Below are 17390 nucleotides of genomic sequence, written 5' to 3'. Positions count from 1 at the left end.
TATCGGAGAAAATTATGGCGGAAATTAAACGCACCAGACGTAACACCCTAGAGCGTCGTTGCTTGGGTAAGGCTTCTAAACGTCTATATGCACGTTCGCCCAGAAGTGTTTTTAAAATGCTAGAAAAAGTAAAACGTGCTTAATTCCTATTACAAGCAGGATATCTAATTGTAATTAAAGCAAGTAAAACCACAGATTTATGATCTGTGGTTTTTTTTCGTCTACTATGAAGTATCATTAGCCACAAAGCCAAAAGACTAATCAGGAGACGTGCCATGCCTATAAAAACAGCCTCACTGCAGCCGGAGTGGCGCTATCAGTTTACGGTACTTACCCCTACATATAATCGAGCCCACACGTTAAACCGAGTTTATGAATCATTGTCTGAGCAAGATTTACAAGATTTTGAATGGATCATCATTGATGATGGCTCTACTGATAATACCAAAACCGTAGTAGCGCAGTGGCAACAAGAAGCAGATTTTCCCATTCGTTATATCTGGCAGCCCAATCAACATAAAAAAACAGCCTTTAATCAAGGAGTCCGCATAGCACAGGGTGAATTGATTGTAGCCTTAGACAGTGATGATGCTCTAGAGCCGAATGCCTTAAATGATATGGCCCGTACTTGGCGTGATATTCCTGTGTCAGAACGTGATCAATACGCCGCTATTACCGGTTTATGTAAAACCCCGGGTGGTGCGGTGGTGGGGGATATCTATCCCTATGATCAGTTTGATGCCAATCCGTTAGATTTACAGTTTAAATTCGCCATTAAAGGTGAAAAGTTTGGTTGCTTAAGTACCGCAGTAATGCAGCGTTTCCCTTTTCCAGAAAATATACCAGGTTTTGTGCCTGAGAGTTTGGTGTGGCGTAGCATCGCTCGGGCTGGTTATAAAACACGTTTCGTGAATCAGGTCTATAGAGTGTATTATGAGAGCGCTGACTCGCTTTCTGAGCAGGGTCGCAGCAACGCCGCTCAGCATGCATTGGGGCTTTGGTTGTTGGCTCATGACACCGTGGTAAACTGTATACCATGGCTGCATTACAAGCCTAGTGAGTTTTTCAAAGCCGCGGCACGATACACTCGGTTTGGGCTTCATATGCGTCAACAGGCCATCAAAAGGCCTGTGGGTTATACCCTCCATGGTGCCACCGCTGTGGCCTTGGTGTACAGTATGGCCCCAATGGGGTTGGTGCTGTTTTTACGCGACAAAATACGAGCCAGCTTATTCGTCAGCGAGGGGGTCAGTAGCCAAGTTGAAGGGCAAGATATCTTGTAAATGCTCACCCCAGGCGTTTTCATCGCCTTCGTGGTTTACTTTTATGTATTTAACCTCATCTTCATCAGCGCGTTGTACGGCCCACATTAGCCTGCACGTGTAGCTTTCATTTTCTTTTAACTGCACTCCGCCTTGGCTGCCCAGGATACGCGCATTAGGCCCCCCTATTTGTACTACTGGAATATCGCTATCATCTTCGTTAAGATCAAGGGGGATAGCAAATACAGCCCACTCAAAGCCGGTTTCGCCCGCAGGGATCACTTCAACCAAAACCGGTTTACCCAAGTAGGCGCTGAGCGCGTCTGAGGTGCGTGCTAATAATTCGATATCTTCTGTGCTAAATATAAGTGCAGAGGTGTCTGTCATTTTAATAAGTCTTTTATAGGTTTCTATGGCCCAATACGTTTTTACAATGAATAGGGTAGGCAAAATAGTGCCACCCAAGCGTCAAATTCTACGCGATATTTCTCTTTCTTTCTTTCCAGGTGCCAAAATTGGGGTGCTTGGTCTTAATGGCTCCGGTAAGTCTACCTTGCTACGTATTATGGCAGGGATAGATAAAGAGATCGAGGGCGAAGCCATTCCTATGCCTGGATTAAATATTGGTTATTTAGCCCAAGAGCCAGAGTTAGATGCTACACAAACCGTACGTGAAGCAGTAGAAGCTGGCTTAGGGGAAGTGTTTGAGGCGCGCCAGCGCTTAGATGAGGTTTACGCAGCCTATGCCGACCCCGATGCCGATTTTGATGCCTTAGCTGCCGAACAAGGCGAATTAGAAGCCATTATAGCGGCTGCGGCAACCAGCGGTAGTGATGATACTGAAACGCAGATGGAAATTGCTGCTGATGCGCTGCGCTTACCGCCCTGGGATGCCGTAATTGGTAATTTATCTGGGGGTGAAAAGCGCCGTGTGGCTTTGTGTCAATTATTGCTGGCTAAACCCGATATGCTACTGCTCGATGAGCCCACGAACCACTTGGATGCGGAAAGTGTGGATTGGTTAGAGCAATTTCTGAGTAAATTTCCCGGTACGGTGGTCGCCGTTACTCACGATAGGTATTTTTTAGATAATGCCGCAGATTGGATCTTAGAATTAGACCGAGGTCATGGTATTCCATGGAAAGGCAATTACTCTTCTTGGTTAGAACAAAAAGAGAATCGTTTAAAACAAGAAGAAGCTTCTGAATCAGCCCGTCAACGCACCATAGCTAAAGAATTAGAATGGGTACGCCAAAATGCCAAGGGCCGTCAAGCTAAATCCAAAGCGCGTTTGAATCGTTTTGAGGAGCTGTCTTCTCACGAGTACCAGCGCCGTAATGAAACGCAAGAGATTTTTATTCCGGTGGCCGAACGTTTAGGTAATGACGTGATTGAGTTTAAAAATGTCTCTAAAGCCTATGGCGATCGTCTGCTGATTGATGATCTTAGTTTTATTATGCCTCCAGGCGCGATTGTAGGGATTATTGGACCTAACGGTGCCGGTAAATCCACCTTGTTTCGGATGATCGCAGGCCAAGAACAGCCCGATAGCGGTGAAATCAAATTAGGCCAAACCGTACAATTAGCGTATGTGGATCAGTCTAGATCGTCACTACCCGATGAGAAAACGGTATTTGAAGCCATAGCTGATGGCTCTGATATTTTACAAGTGGGGCGTTTTGAATTACCCGCTAGGGCTTATATTGGTCGCTTCAATTTCCGCGGTTCAGATCAAAATAAAATTGTAGGTGATTTATCGGGTGGAGAGCGTGGCCGCTTACACTTGGCTAAAACTTTGGTAACGGGTGGTAATGTATTGCTACTTGATGAACCCTCAAACGATTTAGACGTAGAAACGTTACGAGCTTTAGAAGACGCCCTGTTAGAGTACGCCGGTTCGGTGATGGTAATTAGCCATGACAGATGGTTCTTGGACCGTATAGCCACGCATATATTAGCTTTTGAAGGCGATTCTCACGTGGAGTTCTTCAGCGGTAACTACCAAGAGTACGAGGAAGATAAACGCCGCCGTTTAGGTGAGGAAGGGGCTAAACCTAAACGTATTCGCTATAAAGCCTTGAAATAATAGCGCTGTTACAATTCTTGCCCTTACTAACAGAATAGTGTGTCTGTCGTCTTGAGTAATTATTGGGCTAGGGTTAACGTTAAGGGTATACAAAATAACCCAAGGAGTTAACTATGAAACGCACAACAATGATGAAAACAGCGGCAGCGGCTGCCTTAATTACTTTACTTGCCGGTTGTTCAACTTGGGATGGCATGAGTTCTCGCCAAAAAGGCGGGGTAGCAGGGGCAGGTGTTGGCGGTGTGGCTGGTGCTGCAGTTACCGGTGGTAGTGTTTTAGGAACTGTAGGTGGAGCAGCTATAGGTGGTGTAGTAGGTGATCAAATTGGTAAGCGTCAATAAGCTATTATCACTTAGTTCGATCTAAGTTAGTTTTATCTAGAAAATAGAAAACAAAAAAGTCAGCGTATAACTCGTTATACGCTGACTTTTTGTTTGGCTTTCAACATTTATTTTTCCAAATGCGGTAATTCAATTTTTACTTCTAAAACTTCCAAAGCATCTTGGCGATCTAAATTAACTTGAATATCATCCGCATCGATTTGCACATAACGTGAAATAACCTCAATCAATTCTTTTTGTAAGCGTGGTAAATAGTCCGGACTTACACCATCTATTCCGCGCTCATTAATCAGTATAAGCTGCAGTCTATCTTTGGCTACGTTTGCCGTGGGAGCGGGTGGGTTTTTGGTTTTCTTATTACCGGTAAGAAAAGAGAAAAAAGACATAATTATTTACCTCCGAAGAGGCGTTTCAAAAAGCTAGGCTTTTCATAATCAACAAAACGTAAAGGTAACTCTTCACCTAAATATCTAGCCACCACATCATCGTAAGCTTGAGCAGCGGGACTTTCTGAGAGATGAATAACAGGGGAGCCTTGGTTAGAGGCGTGCAGCACATCTTCAGACTCAGGAACGACGCCAATAAGAGGGATGCGCAAAATATCTTCTATGTCTTGCAAAGAAAGCATTTCCCCATCTGCCACACGTTTTGCGCTATAGCGACTAATTAGTAAATATTCTTTAATGGGAGTGTCTGAGTTTTCTGCACGTTGGGATTTGGCAGATAAAATACCCAAAATACGATCTGAGTCACGTACCGAGGAGACTTCAGGGTTGGTGACCACAATGGCGTCATCTGCAAAGTAAGAGGCCATTAAAGCGCCCGTTTCTATGCCTGCAGGTGAGTCACAAACAATATACTCAAAGCCCATATCTTTGAGGTCATCAAACACCTTACTCACCCCCTCTTTGGTGAGCGCGTCTTTATCTCTAGTTTGGGATGCGGGTAAAATAAACAGATTCTCAAGTTGCTTGTCACGAATTAACGCTTGGTTTAGAGAAGCTTCTTCATTAATTACATTAACGAAGTCGTAAACCACTCGGCGTTCACAACCCATAATTAAATCTAAGTTTCGTAGCCCTACGTCAAAATCGATGACCACAGTTTTGTGGCCTCGTAAAGCGAGGCCAGAAGCAAAGCTTGCACTGGTTGTGGTTTTCCCCACGCCACCTTTGCCAGATGTCACCACAATAATTCGTGCCATGATGGGTAATGTCCTTATTCGTTAATTCGTTCAGTTAATTAAAATTAAGCTAATTATTTTATTTAATTATATAAAGTATAAAAGTATATAAAGTATAAAAGATAAAGTATAAAGCAGTTATAACCGTCGCATGAAGTAAAAAGCAACGCAAGTGCTATTAACACTTACTAACTCAATGGATCAAACTTTAAAGAATCGCCTTCGAGTTGTATCAGCACACTTTGTTTGTGATGAGGGCTAGCAGTTGGATCTTCTATAACACTATAAACCCCTGCAATAGCAATGAGCTCAGCATCAAATTCCGTAGCCAGTATAAAAGCGTTGGTATTGCCTTTAGCGCCGGCAATGGCTTTGCCTCGTAAAGGCCCATGCACATAAATATTACCTGCTGCAATAATCTCCGCACCATGTGCCACCATGCCCATCACAATTAGATCACCCTCGGGAGCAAAACAACGCTGCCCCGATCGTAAAGGTTGATTTAAGATTTGAGGAGGGGCGGTGATAGCGGCCATCGCCGCTTCTGGAGTGGGCTCAGGTGCTTCAGGTATATCTATGATGACTTTGGAATTAGACAGCTCCACTGCCGGCAGTTTATATTGCGCAGCTTCTGCTTCGTGCTCAGCTGACCCCATCATGCCAATAGGGTGTAACTGATGCTGTGCTAAAGCCGTAATCAATGCTTCCCAGTCTATGGGATAAAAAACCGCACTACTATCAATCACAACGGGTTCATCTTGAAAAAAAGAACCCGCCTCTTGCATACGAAGATCTAAAGCAGCTAGTAGCTCAGTCATATCAGGGCTATGCAAAACTAATCGTACGGTATGAATAGTGGCACTTTTGATGTCTAAGGCTTGGGGGCCCTTACGAGTCATGGTTTAGCTCCAGTTATCTCTAAGTGTAGCAGTACGATTTAATACGGGTTTTTCTGGGGTTGATAGCTCACGATCTGCTACAAAATAACCTAAACGTTCAAACTGCCATGCAGCCTCTGGGGCGGCTACTAAACCAGGCTCTACCCAAGCTTGTACCGTTTGCATGGAGTTAGGGTTAATCAGCTGTAAAAAATCTTTATCGCCTACATCGGGGTGCGGGTCAGTAAACAGGCGGTCATAGAGACGTACCTTTGCAGAAATAGCGTGTTTCACGCTTACCCAGGTGATATTGCCACGTACGCGTACCGAATCAGCGCCAGGCGTACCACTTTTAGTATCGGGTAAATATTCAGCATACACAGTAGTCACTTTGCCGTTTTCATCCGCATCAAAGCCGGTACAGGTAATAATATAACCATACTTTAAACGTACGGTATTACCTGGAAACAGGCGGAAGTATTTTTTAATGGGTTCAGCTCGGAAATCATCGCGCTCTATCCACAGCTCACGGGTCAGCGGGAATTCACGTCTGCCGGCTTCGGGCTGATGCGGATGCACAGGTGCACTACACAGCTCTTCTTGATCTTCAGGGTAATTCGTTAAGACCAGCTTAATAGGATCAAGTACCGCTACACTGCGTGGGGCTTTAGGGTCTAAATCGTCACGTAGTGCTTGCTCTAAGGTGCTGTAATCAATACGGGAATCCGCTTTAGAGACACCAATACGGTCACAAAATAAACGAATGGCTTCCGGTGTATAACCCCGTCTGCGTAAACCGGCCAGAGTGGGTAAACGTGGGTCATCCCAGCCTTCTACGTAATTACCTTCTACCAGTTCCCGTAGCTTACGCTTACTGGTGACCACATAACTCAAGTACAGGCGGGCAAATTCGTATTGTTGTGGCAATGGATCAGTAAAGAAGCCTAGGTCACGTAAATGCTCGAGTATCCAATTATAATAAGGACGTTGGTCCTCAAACTCTAGTGTGCAAATACTATGCGTGATCATTTCTAAGGCATCTTCAACCGGGTGCGCCCAACTATACATGGGGTAAATGCACCAGTCATTACCTGTGCGGTGATGTTCTGCGTGACGAATTCTATACATAACGGGATCACGCATATTGATATTCGGTGAGCTCATATCAATTTTAGCTCGTAAGCAGATACTGCCATCCGGGTGTTTACCGTCACGCATTTCACGTAATAGACGCAAAGATTCCTCTACGGGTCGATCACGCCACGGTGAGTTTTTGCCTTTTTCTGTTAAGGTGCCACGGTTTTCCCGTATTTCCTCGGGGGACTGTTCATCCACATACGCAAAGCCCGCTTGTACAAGGGCTTCAGCAAATTCATACATAAAGCCAAAGTAATCACTGGCAAAATAGAGATTGTCTTCGTTTTGAAACTTCCAATCAAATCCTAACCATTGCACCATATCAATAATGGCATCTACGTACTCTTGTTCTTCTTTTTCAGGATTCGTATCATCAAAGCGGAGGTGGCAAGCGCCATTGTAATCATTGGCTAAACCAAAGTTTAAACAGATGCTTTTAGCATGCCCTATGTGTAAATAGCCGTTTGGCTCTGGTGGAAAGCGCGTACGTATACGTGCTGGGTCAACCTCACCCGTGGCTTGAATAGCAGCAGGACCGGGACGACCCGCCCACAATTTAGACGCATGGCGTTGGTTTTTTAAGTCTTGGTCAATGATATTGCGCAAGAAATTAGATACAGGGGTCGGAGTCGATGCAGTGCTCATACACAAAAATTGAATAAATAATTAGAGAAAAGTCTATTTTGCCACGTAATGTGGGTAGACTTAAGAGTAATAACAGTTGTTATAGCAATAAAAATAAAAGGTATATTAACTAGAACACATTATGACCTATTCCGCACTTTGGTTTTCACAAATGCAGTTTTTTGGCAGCTTGAGTTTTATGGCTGTGTTTTTTGCCTTGAGTTTAGCATTATCTTGGCTGCTCTTTTACCTTCGGTTACGGTCTTTAGGTGAGCAGCATTTACTATGGCTGCCAGTGTACCGTTTTTGGGTGCGCATATTTGCGCTTAGCTTTGTACTCAGCTTTGCTTCTAGTATGCCAGTCTTACTGCAGCTTGGCAGCCTTTGGCCGCAATTATTACCAAAAATACAAGCTGTCAGTAGTCCCTTATTAACCGTCACTATCTTAAGTGCCGTGGTGTTTAAGGCAGCTTTTATGGGGCTGATGCTGTATGGTCAGCGGCAGATGGTGGAGTGGGTGCATGCGGTTATTGTATTTTTTGTGGCCTTAGGTAATAGCTTAGTGGCGTTTTTTCTCTTGGTTTTAGTGTCGTGGATGCATACACCTAGTGGTACTGAATGGGTAGAAGGGCAGTATGTGGTGCAAAGCTGGAGCGCGTTATTTTCTAATCCCAGTGTGGTTTGGTATGTGGCTTTATTTTTTAGTGTGAGTTTTGTGCTCGCTGCCTTATTGATGATGGCGATTTTAGCTTTACAAGCCATACGCCGTCCTTTAGGCGAAGGAGAGCGCCGTGTATTTGCTTTGGCCGTTTATGTGGGTAGTGTGGCTTGGGTGCTCTTGCTTATGGCGTTTGTGGGAAATGGTCATATGATTGAGAGCCATCAGCCAGCTAAGGCGGCAGCGGCGATGGGTATAGATTTAGTGGCGGGTATGAGTCCACCATTAACATTAGTGTATTGGTCATTACGCACGGCCATGCTCAGTGGTGTTTTGGTGTTTTTTATTTTGCTCCAAGGCTGGCGTGTGGGCTTATTACGGCACTACGATCCCAGTGCCTTGGCTTTAGTTAATCGGCGTTTATTTATTGTAGCGGGTTTTCTAGGGCCCGTCTTACTGATAAGTGGTGTAGCCTACCAGCTTTTTGGCAGTTTACCTTTTGTAGTGAATCAAACTATTACCTTGAGTGAAGTATATGCTCCCACGCCATTTTTATTTAGCATTTTTAGTTTTTTTGCCTATGGCATGATTTACACCGCTTTTATTTTTGGCTTTATTGCATTGGTGCGTCAAGTGGCTCGCTATGGTGTGGTGTCTGTAGCCAGACGTAGGGGGAAGGCATGATTCAATCCTTAGCAGCTGCGCTGGGCTTTATACCTACAGATCCTATTTTTTGGTTGCCCTTGGTTTTTTTAGGCCTTCTTTTTATTACCCTTTTAGCAGGCACCATTTTAGATGGATTTGATTTAGGGGTAGGTTGTTTGTCATTAGTGGCTCCCGAAGCCTTACGTCCTCGCATGATGTCTTTACTAAGTCCTTGGCGTGATGCTAATGAGTTCTGGTTGTTTTTAGGCATAGCGGTATTTGCTGTGGCATTCCCATCCGGCTGGGGTGAGGTCATGGGTAAGCTCTATTTCCCACTCATGCTTTTAGCTTTAGGGGTAATGACACGTTCTATTTGTTTCGAACTACGGTTACGAGCGGCTGCCGAAGCGCAACCTTGGTGGCAATTAGGTTTTGCTATTGGTTCAGTGATGACGGCCTTTGCCCATGGATATCTCTTGGCAAAAGTGATTGTGAATTATGAAACCGGCACGGGGTACAGCTGGTTTTTTTGGTTTATGGGCTTTTGTGCGGTGGCAGCGTATGTATTGTTAGGCGCCGCTTGGCTAGTCATGCGTGAGGAGGGTGAGTTACGTATACGGGCAGTTATTTGGGGGCGTAGGGCTGTGCGCTGGTTTGCTGCCGGGGCTGTTGCTGCCTCAGTCGTTTTAGCTTTAGCAAATCCTGGCGTACTTTTGAAATGGAGTGACGGCACACCGCGTTTGGCGGTTTTAAGCCTATGGGTGTTAATACTGCTTGGTTTTGTACTGATTGAAATGAATTTGCAGCGCTTAGTAAATAGTAGTGTACGTGGTACGGTGCTGCCTTTTATACTAACCTTAGCTATTTTTGTGGCTGTGTTGGTGGGGTTAGCATTTAGTTTTTTCCCTTTTCTTATTCTTGATTACATGACAATTTGGGATGCTGCTGCAGATAAAGAAACCTTACAGCTGCTTTGGAAAATCAGCTTATTTAGCTTACCTGTTTTAGTGATTTTTACTTTTTGGGTGTATTGGCGTATGTTTGGTTTATCTCGTCCACCCACTCCACCGAATTTTAAAGTTTAAAGCATGTCGTATAAAAAATACCTCCGCTTTACCCGTCAACGCATACGTAAATGGCATTGGCTATCTGATACGCCTGCCATGCTATGTTGGGCGGTAGTGATGGGGGTATTGGGGGCGGTGGTAGTGATGCTGTTTTATGAAAGCATTCATTTAATACAGCGCACTATTACCGGGCATTCCGGCAGTATTACGGAAGTAACCCGTTCTTTATCTTGGCCTATGCGCCTGCTATTTCCTACCGTAGGCGGCTTAGTCGCAGGCTTACTACTGTGGCTAGCTGGGCGCAAAAAAGCCTCTACCGCGTCGGATTACATGGAGGCGGTGGCCATTGGTGATGGTCGTATGTCATTACGGCAAGGGTTACTGCGTTCTACCTCTTCTTTATTTACCGTGGCCTCAGGCGGAGCCATAGGGCGAGAAGGGGCCATGATCCATATTTCCTCATTAGCCGCCTCTTTATTCGGACGTTTTATATACGTTAAACCTGAGCGACTTCGTTTATTAGTGGCCTGTGGTGCAGCCGCCGGTGTGGCGGCGGCGTATGGTGCGCCCTTAGCGGGGGCCATCTTTGTGGCAGAAATTGTTTTAGGAGTAATGAGTATTCAAACTTTAGGCCCTTTATTGGTAGCAGCCGCCACATCGAACATCACTATGCGGATGACGGGGCACTATCAAGCGCCGTATGAAATGTTGGACTTACCAGCAGTAGAAGGCCTAGATCTTATCAGTTTTGTATTATTAGGCTTATTAATAGGCGTGGTGGCACCGGGTTTTTTAAAATTGCTTAGCCAAGTAAAACAACTGTTTGTACGCAGTGGCTTGCCCTTAATCGCCCGTTTAGCTGTAGGGGGTTTTATCCTTGGTATTTTGTTGATTATGGTGCCTGAGGTGGCAGGTAATGGATATAGTGTGGTGTATTCGTTTTTGCATGAATACTGGGCTTGGTATGCTGTAGTCGCTATTCTTTTTGCTAAGGTGTTAGCGGTGAGTATTACCGTAGGCTCTGGTGCTGTAGGCGGGGTGTTTACCCCCGCCTTATTTGTGGGGGCAGCCTTTGGCACCTTGTTTGGGCAGGTGGTGCACATGATATTACCTGCTCATGGCGTGGAAACCTATATTTATACTTTAGTGGGCATGGGAGCATTTTTAGGTGCTGCCACTAGTGCACCCCTGATGGCCATTCTCATGTTGTTTGAAATGACACTAAGCTATCAGCTGGTTTTACCGCTGATTATTGCAAGTGTGATTGCGTATTTCTTTTCCCGTACCTTGGCTGAGGTGGCTATGTATGACGTCACCTTAGTGCGGGAGCGCGATCAGCTATTACGCTTTACTTTACGTAATACCCGGCTTAGTGAGCTGGTGCGTCCTACAGATACCGTACTCACTACGGATGCCACTGTAGGAGACGCCTTAAATATGTTCTTAGATTATCCAGTACGATTTATTTATGTGGTGGATGAAGATAATAATTATTTAGGCGTTATTGCGCAGCCCGAATTGATGCGCTTATTAATCAATCATAATGATGCCCAAGAGCAACCTATTGGTGAGGTGTTAAAGCTGGATTACGTGAAAACCTTGACGCCTAATATGAGTTTAGATCATGCTCAAGAGCAGTTTGTGGATTTTGAAGGCGAACGCTTACCAGTGATTCGCAGCAAGCTTGAGCCACGCTTAATTGGAGTGGTGTATAAATCCGCTCTATTGGAAAAGTATTCTGCTCTGAAGCGCTCTCTAGATGTGAGTAGTGAAGCTTTGGTGAGTTTACATCGTTGAAATACCTTAGATATTGTCTTTTACTTTTAGGTATGGCTATATCTGCTTCTAATCAAGCAGAAGCCCCTTTACAGTTAGAGCTTAAACAAAGTCATGTACGTTTTGTGCTGGGTAGTAGCCAGACGCCTAAGCTGGTTTCTGGTCTGAGTACGGTACCTTTAGGTGGTTTAAGTTTGGCTGATGAGTCGAGTAGTTGGCGTTATGGCGCTGCCGTGGGCAAAATAAATAAAAATACCACTATTACAGATTTGCATTATGGACCCGATGCGGCCAATGCGTGGATTAGCACTCAACTATCTCCTTCTTTAGCTTTAGAAGGTTTATATCAACACGCCGAAGGTTATGAGCAGGTGGGTATAGGTGGCCGTTATGACTTTAATTCCTTAGTTGATGTTAGCGTTAATTTAACGCCTTCTACGCACAGTATGGATATGCATTGGGATTTAGGTCGATGGGGATTATTAGGGGCTAATTATGTGGGTAAACAACCAGATCAAGGACAAAAACAGCACACCTTTGGTTTCAATCAACAGTTTTGGTACAGCCCCAACTTACGCATTGATGTAGAAGCGCAACGTCAAACTCATAGCGGTGACTATAATATGGGATTACGCTTTTCCCTACCTGTGTTTTGATTATGTCTTCATCAGCTCTCTCCATACTACAAAAGGTCTTTGGTTACGAGGCCTTTCGTGGTGACCAACATACTGTGATTCAAACTCTCATAGACGGGGGCGATGCACTGGTGTTGATGCCCACCGGCGGCGGCAAATCGCTCTGTTATCAGATACCTTCTTTAGTGCGTGAGGGCACCGGTATTGTGGTGTCGCCGCTAATTGCCCTCATGCAAGATCAGGTAGCTGCACTGACTGAATTAGGCGTAAAAGCGGCTTACTTAAACTCTTCCCAAGATTGGCAGACGGCACGTGAGGTAGAACGTGCTTTTATAGCAGGGGAGCTGGATTTATTATATGTGGCGCCTGAACGGCTATTAACCGATAATTGCTTAGATATGCTGGCGAGGGGGCGCATTGCGCTGTTTGCTATAGATGAGGCACATTGTGTATCGCAGTGGGGGCATGATTTTAGGCCTGAGTATTTAGGTTTGTCTTTTTTAGCCCAGCGTTGGCCAGATATTCCGCGCATTGCCTTAACGGCTACGGCTACGGCAGAAACGCAAGTAGAAATCGCGCAGCGCTTGAGTCTTGAAAATGCCCCGCATTTTGTGGCCAGTTTTGATAGGCCAAACATTAGTTATCACATAGTTACTAAGACTGAGGTGCGTAAACAGCTGTTGCAGTTTATACAGCTGTACCATCAGGGTGATAGTGGCATTGTGTATTGTTTATCGCGTAAACGTGTGGAAGATACTGCAGCTTTTTTACAAAGTCATGGAGTTCATGCTTTGCCTTATCATGCCGGTTTGTCAGCAGAAATTCGCATGCAAAATCAAAAACGTTTCTTGCGAGAAGAAGGGGTAGTGATGGTAGCTACCATTGCCTTTGGTATGGGCATAGATAAGCCAGATGTGCGTTTTGTGGCGCATATAGATTTGCCCAAATCCATTGAAGGCTATTACCAAGAAACAGGCCGAGCGGGGCGTGACGGAGAACCTGCCACGGCTTGGTTGGCGTATGGGTTACAAGATGTGGTTCAGCTTAATCGCATGGTAAATGACTCCAGTGGCGATCTCGCCCATCAACGTAATCAAACACGTAAAATTGATGCCATGTTGGGTTTGTGTGAAACGGTGGCGTGTAGAAGACAGTTGCTACTGGATTATTTTGGTCAATTCATACCACCTTGCGGTAATTGTGATACGTGTTTAGAGCCACCAGAAACCTGGGACGGTACCGTGCCAGCACAAAAGTTTTTATCGGCTATTTATCGCTTATGGCGAGAGTGCGCTCAAGCTTACGGTGCTGCTCATATTATTGATATTTTACGCGGTACCCAAACCGATAGAGTGCTGAGTAATAACCATCAAGCGCTTTCGGTGTTTGGCGTGGGGGCGGATTTAACAATTAAAGAATGGCGTAGTATTTTACGCCAGCTTATTGCTTATAAGATTATTGCAGTGCAGCATGAGAACTATGGCACCTTAGCATTAACGGAAAATAGCCGCGAGGTATTGAAGGGTGAACGCACCGTGATGCTGCGTAAAGAGTCTGCTAAATCTACGACGCCTAAAACTCGAGCCAGACCCCAAGAAGAGCAGCTTCCTGCTGAGGCACAAGCCTGCTTTGAGCATTTACGTCTATGGCGCGCCGAAGTGGCCAAAGCGCATGAGGTTCCTCCTTACATCATCTTTAACAACGCCACCCTCAGAGAAATTGCCTTGCAGCGCCCTAGCAGCTTAGATGAACTAAGCCATATCTCCGGCATAGGCGCACACAAATTAGCGGCGTATGGGACGGAGGTGTTGGCGTGTTTATATGAATATGAAGGGGAGTGATATTGGGCATGGCCCAGCATCCACGGCCATCAATCAAACAAATCTGGCGTAGTCTTTGGCGCCGCCAATCCCAAATGCGTCCACGTCAATGGCATAGCCACCCGCCCCCTAGGGGTACGGTGTAAGAAGCCATGCTGTATAAGATAAGGCTCGATTACATCTTCGATGGTATCGCGCTCTTCGCTGATGGCAGCCGCTAAGCTATCTACGCCCACGGGGCCGCCATTAAACTTATGCACAATGGTCTCCAACAGCTTTCTATCCATTAAGTCTAAGCCCAAAGGGTCTACCTCTAGCATAGATAAGGCCTGCGTGGCGCAGGTGGCATCAATCACACCATTATTTTTCACATCAGCATAATCACGTACGCGCCTGAGCAAACGGTTGGCAATACGGGGCGTGCCGCGGGCACGACGAGCAATTTCTAAGGCGCCTTCGTCTACACAGTCTACTTTTAACAACCCCGCACTACGGTGCACAATATGCTGTAAATCGGCAATGCTGTAAAACTCCAAACGCGACACAATACCAAAGCGATCACGTAAGGGGTTACTCAGCATACCGGCGCGAGTTGTGGCACCTATTAGGGTGAAGGGCTGTAAATCAATTTTCACACTGCGTGCAGCAGGGCCTTCACCTATGAGAATATCAATCTGAAAATCCTCCAAAGCCGGATATAAAATCTCTTCTACTATAGGGGATAAACGATGAATTTCATCAATAAACAACACATCGTTTGGCTCAAGACTGGTTAAAATGGCGGCTAAATCACCGGGACGTTCTAATACAGGGCCTGAGGTTTGTCGTAATTGCACGCCCATTTCTTGGGCCACAATATGCGCGAGGGTGGTTTTTCCTAAGCCGGGTGGGCCAAAAAGTAATACATGATCTAATGATTCATCACGGCGCGTAGCGGCTGTGATAAAAATATCAAGTTGCTCACACACTCGTGGCTGCCCTACATAGTCTTTAAGACTTTTAGGGCGTAAAGCACGTTCTACAGATTCCTCATTAGGTGATAGAGGCGCGGAGGTAATAACGCGTTCTGGCAAAGGGGAAGAGCTAAGTGAATCGGATTGAATGGCCATGAATTAAACTGTTTTTTTATCCAGTAATAAGTGGTGAACATTAATAATACACCATTACGTGTATATATACATTGTAATGTAGACAAAGGAGATGCATGTGAAATTACCCACCTATGAAAACGTAGTACAAGCCGCGCAAAATTTAGAAGGCATCGCCCATAAAACACCGGTGCTGCACTCTCGCACGCTGAATCAACAGCTGGGGGCAGAAATATTCTTTAAATGTGAAAATTTACAGCGTATGGGCGCCTTTAAGTTTAGAGGCGCATACAACGCCTTAGCTCAGATGAGTGCTGTTGAATTACAGCGTGGCGTAGTGGCGTTTTCATCCGGTAATCATGCGCAAGCGGTGGCTTTAGCCGCACGGCTTTTTAATACTAGGGCCACCGTGATCATGCCTAATACGGCTCCTGCAGCAAAAAAAGCCGCCGCTTTAGCTTATGGGGCCACCATTATTGAATATGACCGCCTCACTCAGGACCGAGAACAGATGGCACAAGACTTTGTGACGAATCATGGTATGAGGCTAATTCCTCCTTTTGCGAATGCAGAGGTAATAGCGGGGCAAGGTACAGCAGCTAAGGAGTTATTTGAAGAGGTGGGGACATTAGATGTATTGCTTGTACCTTTAGGGGGTGGGGGGCTGCTATCGGGCTCTTTATTAGCAGCAAATGCCTTGAGTCCAAATTGTGAGGTATACGGGGTGGAACCTGAAGGAGGCAATGATGCACAACAATCACTAGCCAGAGGAGAAATTATGCGGCTGGACTATCCACAATCTATAGCCGATGGGGCGTTGACTCCGGCTTTAGCGCCTATTACTTTCGCATTAATTCAGCAATATGTGGCCGGCATAGTGACAGTACCCGATAGCGCTTTAATAACGGCACTGCATTTTTTGGCTGAGCGCATGAAACTTGTGGTGGAGCCCACAGGCTGTTTAGGGGCCGCCGCCGCTATGCAAGCGGTTTTACCCGTGCGGGGGCGGCGAGTGGGTGTGATTATTAGCGGAGGCAATGTAGATATTCAGCAATATGGCCAGTTATTATCTGCCAGATAAAATCTGTAGTGCCTGTCTGATGCCTTCCGATACAGAGACCTCTGTAGGCACTTTTTTTACTGCTTTATTGGCTTCGTTATTGTTGTAACCTAGTGCCAGTAAGGCATTTAAGATATCACTGCGGTCTGAGGTAGGGGTGGTGGTGCTGGTGCTTATTACCTCATCAAATTTATCACGTAGCTCTAAGATCATACGTTCAGCGGTTTTTTTACCTATACCTGGGGCTCGGGTTAAGAGGGCAATATCTTGTGCTTGTATAGCTGAGGCTAAATCATCGACTGATAATCCCGATAAAATTCCTAATGCCGTTTTAGGCCCAATGCCACTCACTTTAATCAGGGTGCGAAAGGCCACTCGTTCAGAAGCTTTGCCAAAACCAAATAACACATGGGCATCATCACGAATACTTAAATGCGTGTGTAGCGTAACGGTTCCGCCTACGTCGGGTAAGTCGTAGAGCGTGCTCATAGGCACATCAATTTCATAGCCTATGCCTTGTACATCCACACAAATAGTAGGCGGGTTTTTTTCCAGTAAGGTGCCGGTAATACGTCCAATCATGATTATTTTCCTAGATAACGACCACCGCGTGAGCGTAAAGTGTGGGCGCTTAAGCTGCTGTTGTTTTCTAATTGCTGCTGCAGCGGGGCATGATGCGCATGGCAAATAGCGCATGCTAGGGCATCCGCCGCATCGGGGGCGGGAGTACCGTTTAAGCGTAACAAATGCTGTACCATAAGTTGTACTTGCTCTTTTTGAGCATGACCTTGGCCGGTCACGGTTTTTTTAATTTGCAGCGCCGTGTATTCATATACGTCTAAATTACTATCGGCTAAGGCGCATAAGGCCGCACCCCGAGCTTGACCTAAAAGCAATGTAGTATGCGGGTTACTGCTGACAAAAACCTGCTCTACGGCACTGTGAGTCGGTTGGTGTAGCGCAGCAATTTCTCGGATGTGCGTTAAAATTACTTTTAAACGTGCCGCTAAAGGTTGCTCAGTAGGCACCACAATGGTGCCACTAGCCACATAGTCAAAATGCTGCCCGCGTACATCAATGACCCCAAAGCCCGTTTTACGCAGGCCGGGGTCTATGCCTAAGATGCGCAT

The 17390-nt window shown here is 45.6% G+C and carries 18 protein-coding genes; 10 read left to right on the top strand and 8 right to left on the bottom strand.

Translation table 11 applies throughout. The features are described from left to right. Positions 1-14: 14 nt before the first annotated feature. Both AC2UZJ_RS02650 and AC2UZJ_RS02645 read left to right on the top strand, forming a co-directional pair. Positions 15-143, top strand: a complete 129-nt coding sequence (locus AC2UZJ_RS02650) for a hypothetical protein (protein WP_486948560.1) — start codon at positions 15-17, stop codon at positions 141-143. Between the two features lie 132 nt (positions 144-275). Beyond that, a complete protein-coding gene (locus AC2UZJ_RS02645) occupies positions 276-1283 on the top strand; it encodes a glycosyltransferase family 2 protein (RefSeq protein WP_486948559.1) in 1008 nt (335 codons plus the stop codon). Here AC2UZJ_RS02645 and AC2UZJ_RS02640 read toward each other — a convergent pair. After that, the gene (locus AC2UZJ_RS02640) at positions 1230-1649 is read right to left on the bottom strand and encodes a hypothetical protein (RefSeq protein WP_486948558.1); all 420 of its coding nucleotides are present in this window, start codon (positions 1647-1649) and stop codon (positions 1230-1232) included. The two genes, AC2UZJ_RS02645 and AC2UZJ_RS02640, sit on opposite strands and share 54 nt — an antisense overlap. 25 nt (positions 1650-1674) lie before the next feature. On the opposite strand from AC2UZJ_RS02640, the gene ettA reads away from it, so the two are divergent. Together ettA and AC2UZJ_RS02630 are read left to right on the top strand one after the other, a co-directional pair. Continuing rightward, positions 1675-3348, top strand: a complete 1674-nt coding sequence (ettA, locus tag AC2UZJ_RS02635) for an energy-dependent translational throttle protein EttA (RefSeq protein WP_486948557.1) — start codon at positions 1675-1677, stop codon at positions 3346-3348. Between the two features lie 113 nt (positions 3349-3461). Further along, positions 3462-3689 (top strand): glycine zipper 2TM domain-containing protein, encoded by a 228-nt coding sequence (locus tag AC2UZJ_RS02630; RefSeq protein ID WP_486948556.1) that lies wholly within the window; start codon positions 3462-3464, stop codon positions 3687-3689. 107 nt (positions 3690-3796) lie between these two features. Here AC2UZJ_RS02630 and minE read toward each other — a convergent pair whose 3' ends face one another. The 4 genes from minE to AC2UZJ_RS02610 form a co-directional block, all read right to left on the bottom strand. Then, a complete protein-coding gene (minE, locus tag AC2UZJ_RS02625) occupies positions 3797-4075 on the bottom strand; it encodes a cell division topological specificity factor MinE (RefSeq protein WP_486948555.1) in 279 nt (92 codons plus the stop codon). 2 nt (positions 4076-4077) lie between these two features. Further along, positions 4078-4893: a septum site-determining protein MinD gene (minD, locus tag AC2UZJ_RS02620; RefSeq protein ID WP_486948554.1), complete on the bottom strand. Its 816-nt coding sequence runs from the start codon at positions 4891-4893 to the stop codon at positions 4078-4080. A 167-nt stretch (positions 4894-5060) separates the two neighbouring features. Beyond that, positions 5061-5771, bottom strand: a complete 711-nt coding sequence (minC, locus tag AC2UZJ_RS02615; protein ID WP_486948553.1) for a septum site-determining protein MinC — start codon at positions 5769-5771, stop codon at positions 5061-5063. Positions 5772-5774: 3 nt separating this feature from the next. Next, the gene (locus AC2UZJ_RS02610) at positions 5775-7532 is read right to left on the bottom strand and encodes a glutamine--tRNA ligase/YqeY domain fusion protein (RefSeq protein WP_486948552.1); all 1758 of its coding nucleotides are present in this window, start codon (positions 7530-7532) and stop codon (positions 5775-5777) included. 121 nt (positions 7533-7653) lie between these two features. On the opposite strand from AC2UZJ_RS02610, the gene AC2UZJ_RS02605 reads away from it, so the two are divergent. Genes AC2UZJ_RS02605 through recQ form a run of 5 tightly spaced genes read left to right on the top strand, consistent with a single transcriptional unit; the run spans position 7654 to position 14133 of the window. Then, positions 7654-8853 (top strand): cytochrome ubiquinol oxidase subunit I, encoded by a 1200-nt coding sequence (locus AC2UZJ_RS02605; protein WP_486948551.1) that lies wholly within the window; start codon positions 7654-7656, stop codon positions 8851-8853. Then, entirely contained in the window at positions 8850-9899 is a 1050-nt protein-coding gene (locus AC2UZJ_RS02600; RefSeq protein ID WP_486948550.1) for a cytochrome d ubiquinol oxidase subunit II, read from the top strand. Before AC2UZJ_RS02605 ends, AC2UZJ_RS02600 begins: the two co-directional genes overlap by 4 nt. A gap of 3 nt (positions 9900-9902) precedes the next feature. Next, positions 9903-11678: a ClcB-like voltage-gated chloride channel protein gene (locus tag AC2UZJ_RS02595; RefSeq protein WP_486948549.1), complete on the top strand. Its 1776-nt coding sequence runs from the start codon at positions 9903-9905 to the stop codon at positions 11676-11678. 32 nt (positions 11679-11710) lie between these two features. Beyond that, positions 11711-12313, top strand: a complete 603-nt coding sequence (locus AC2UZJ_RS02590) for a hypothetical protein (protein ID WP_486948548.1) — start codon at positions 11711-11713, stop codon at positions 12311-12313. A gap of 2 nt (positions 12314-12315) precedes the next feature. Continuing rightward, entirely contained in the window at positions 12316-14133 is a 1818-nt protein-coding gene (gene recQ, locus AC2UZJ_RS02585) for a DNA helicase RecQ (RefSeq protein WP_486948547.1), read from the top strand. Positions 14134-14162: 29 nt separating this feature from the next. Here the strand turns inward: recQ and ruvB are convergent, their stop codons facing one another. After that, the gene (ruvB, locus tag AC2UZJ_RS02580; protein ID WP_486948546.1) at positions 14163-15221 is read right to left on the bottom strand and encodes a Holliday junction branch migration DNA helicase RuvB; all 1059 of its coding nucleotides are present in this window, start codon (positions 15219-15221) and stop codon (positions 14163-14165) included. A gap of 91 nt (positions 15222-15312) precedes the next feature. On the opposite strand from ruvB, the gene AC2UZJ_RS02575 reads away from it, so the two are divergent. After that, a complete protein-coding gene (locus tag AC2UZJ_RS02575; RefSeq protein WP_486948545.1) occupies positions 15313-16281 on the top strand; it encodes a threo-3-hydroxy-L-aspartate ammonia-lyase in 969 nt (322 codons plus the stop codon). On the opposite strand, the gene ruvA is transcribed toward AC2UZJ_RS02575, so the two are convergent. Further along, the gene (ruvA, locus tag AC2UZJ_RS02570) at positions 16267-16842 is read right to left on the bottom strand and encodes a Holliday junction branch migration protein RuvA (protein ID WP_486948544.1); all 576 of its coding nucleotides are present in this window, start codon (positions 16840-16842) and stop codon (positions 16267-16269) included. The two genes, AC2UZJ_RS02575 and ruvA, sit on opposite strands and share 15 nt — an antisense overlap. A 2-nt stretch (positions 16843-16844) precedes the next feature. Then, entirely contained in the window at positions 16845-17390 is a 546-nt protein-coding gene (gene ruvC, locus AC2UZJ_RS02565) for a crossover junction endodeoxyribonuclease RuvC (RefSeq protein ID WP_486948543.1), read from the bottom strand.

Source organism: Paenalcaligenes sp. DL 309, from assembly GCF_057475285.1.
This window is presented reverse-complemented; position numbering and strand designations above follow the sequence as displayed.

Excerpts from the sequence above, each read along its gene's own strand:
- AC2UZJ_RS02650 (WP_486948560.1), top strand. The coding sequence starts at position 15 with ATGGCGGAAATTAAACGCACCAGACGTAACACCCTAGAGCGTCGTTGC.
- AC2UZJ_RS02645 (WP_486948559.1), top strand. The coding sequence starts at position 276 with ATGCCTATAAAAACAGCCTCACTGCAGCCGGAGTGGCGCTATCAGTTT.
- AC2UZJ_RS02640 (WP_486948558.1), bottom strand. The coding sequence starts at position 1,649 with ATGACAGACACCTCTGCACTTATATTTAGCACAGAAGATATCGAATTA.
- ettA (WP_486948557.1), top strand. The coding sequence starts at position 1,675 with ATGGCCCAATACGTTTTTACAATGAATAGGGTAGGCAAAATAGTGCCA.
- AC2UZJ_RS02630 (WP_486948556.1), top strand. The coding sequence starts at position 3,462 with ATGAAACGCACAACAATGATGAAAACAGCGGCAGCGGCTGCCTTAATT.
- minE (WP_486948555.1), bottom strand. The coding sequence starts at position 4,075 with ATGTCTTTTTTCTCTTTTCTTACCGGTAATAAGAAAACCAAAAACCCA.
- minD (WP_486948554.1), bottom strand. The coding sequence starts at position 4,893 with ATGGCACGAATTATTGTGGTGACATCTGGCAAAGGTGGCGTGGGGAAA.
- minC (WP_486948553.1), bottom strand. The coding sequence starts at position 5,771 with ATGACTCGTAAGGGCCCCCAAGCCTTAGACATCAAAAGTGCCACTATT.
- AC2UZJ_RS02610 (WP_486948552.1), bottom strand. The coding sequence starts at position 7,532 with ATGAGCACTGCATCGACTCCGACCCCTGTATCTAATTTCTTGCGCAAT.
- AC2UZJ_RS02605 (WP_486948551.1), top strand. The coding sequence starts at position 7,654 with ATGACCTATTCCGCACTTTGGTTTTCACAAATGCAGTTTTTTGGCAGC.
- AC2UZJ_RS02600 (WP_486948550.1), top strand. The coding sequence starts at position 8,850 with ATGATTCAATCCTTAGCAGCTGCGCTGGGCTTTATACCTACAGATCCT.
- AC2UZJ_RS02595 (WP_486948549.1), top strand. The coding sequence starts at position 9,903 with ATGTCGTATAAAAAATACCTCCGCTTTACCCGTCAACGCATACGTAAA.
- AC2UZJ_RS02590 (WP_486948548.1), top strand. The coding sequence starts at position 11,711 with ATGGCTATATCTGCTTCTAATCAAGCAGAAGCCCCTTTACAGTTAGAG.
- recQ (WP_486948547.1), top strand. The coding sequence starts at position 12,316 with ATGTCTTCATCAGCTCTCTCCATACTACAAAAGGTCTTTGGTTACGAG.
- ruvB (WP_486948546.1), bottom strand. The coding sequence starts at position 15,221 with ATGGCCATTCAATCCGATTCACTTAGCTCTTCCCCTTTGCCAGAACGC.
- AC2UZJ_RS02575 (WP_486948545.1), top strand. The coding sequence starts at position 15,313 with ATGCATGTGAAATTACCCACCTATGAAAACGTAGTACAAGCCGCGCAA.
- ruvA (WP_486948544.1), bottom strand. The coding sequence starts at position 16,842 with ATGATTGGACGTATTACCGGCACCTTACTGGAAAAAAACCCGCCTACT.
- ruvC (WP_486948543.1), bottom strand. The coding sequence starts at position 17,390 with ATGCGCATCTTAGGCATAGACCCCGGCCTGCGTAAAACGGGCTTTGGG.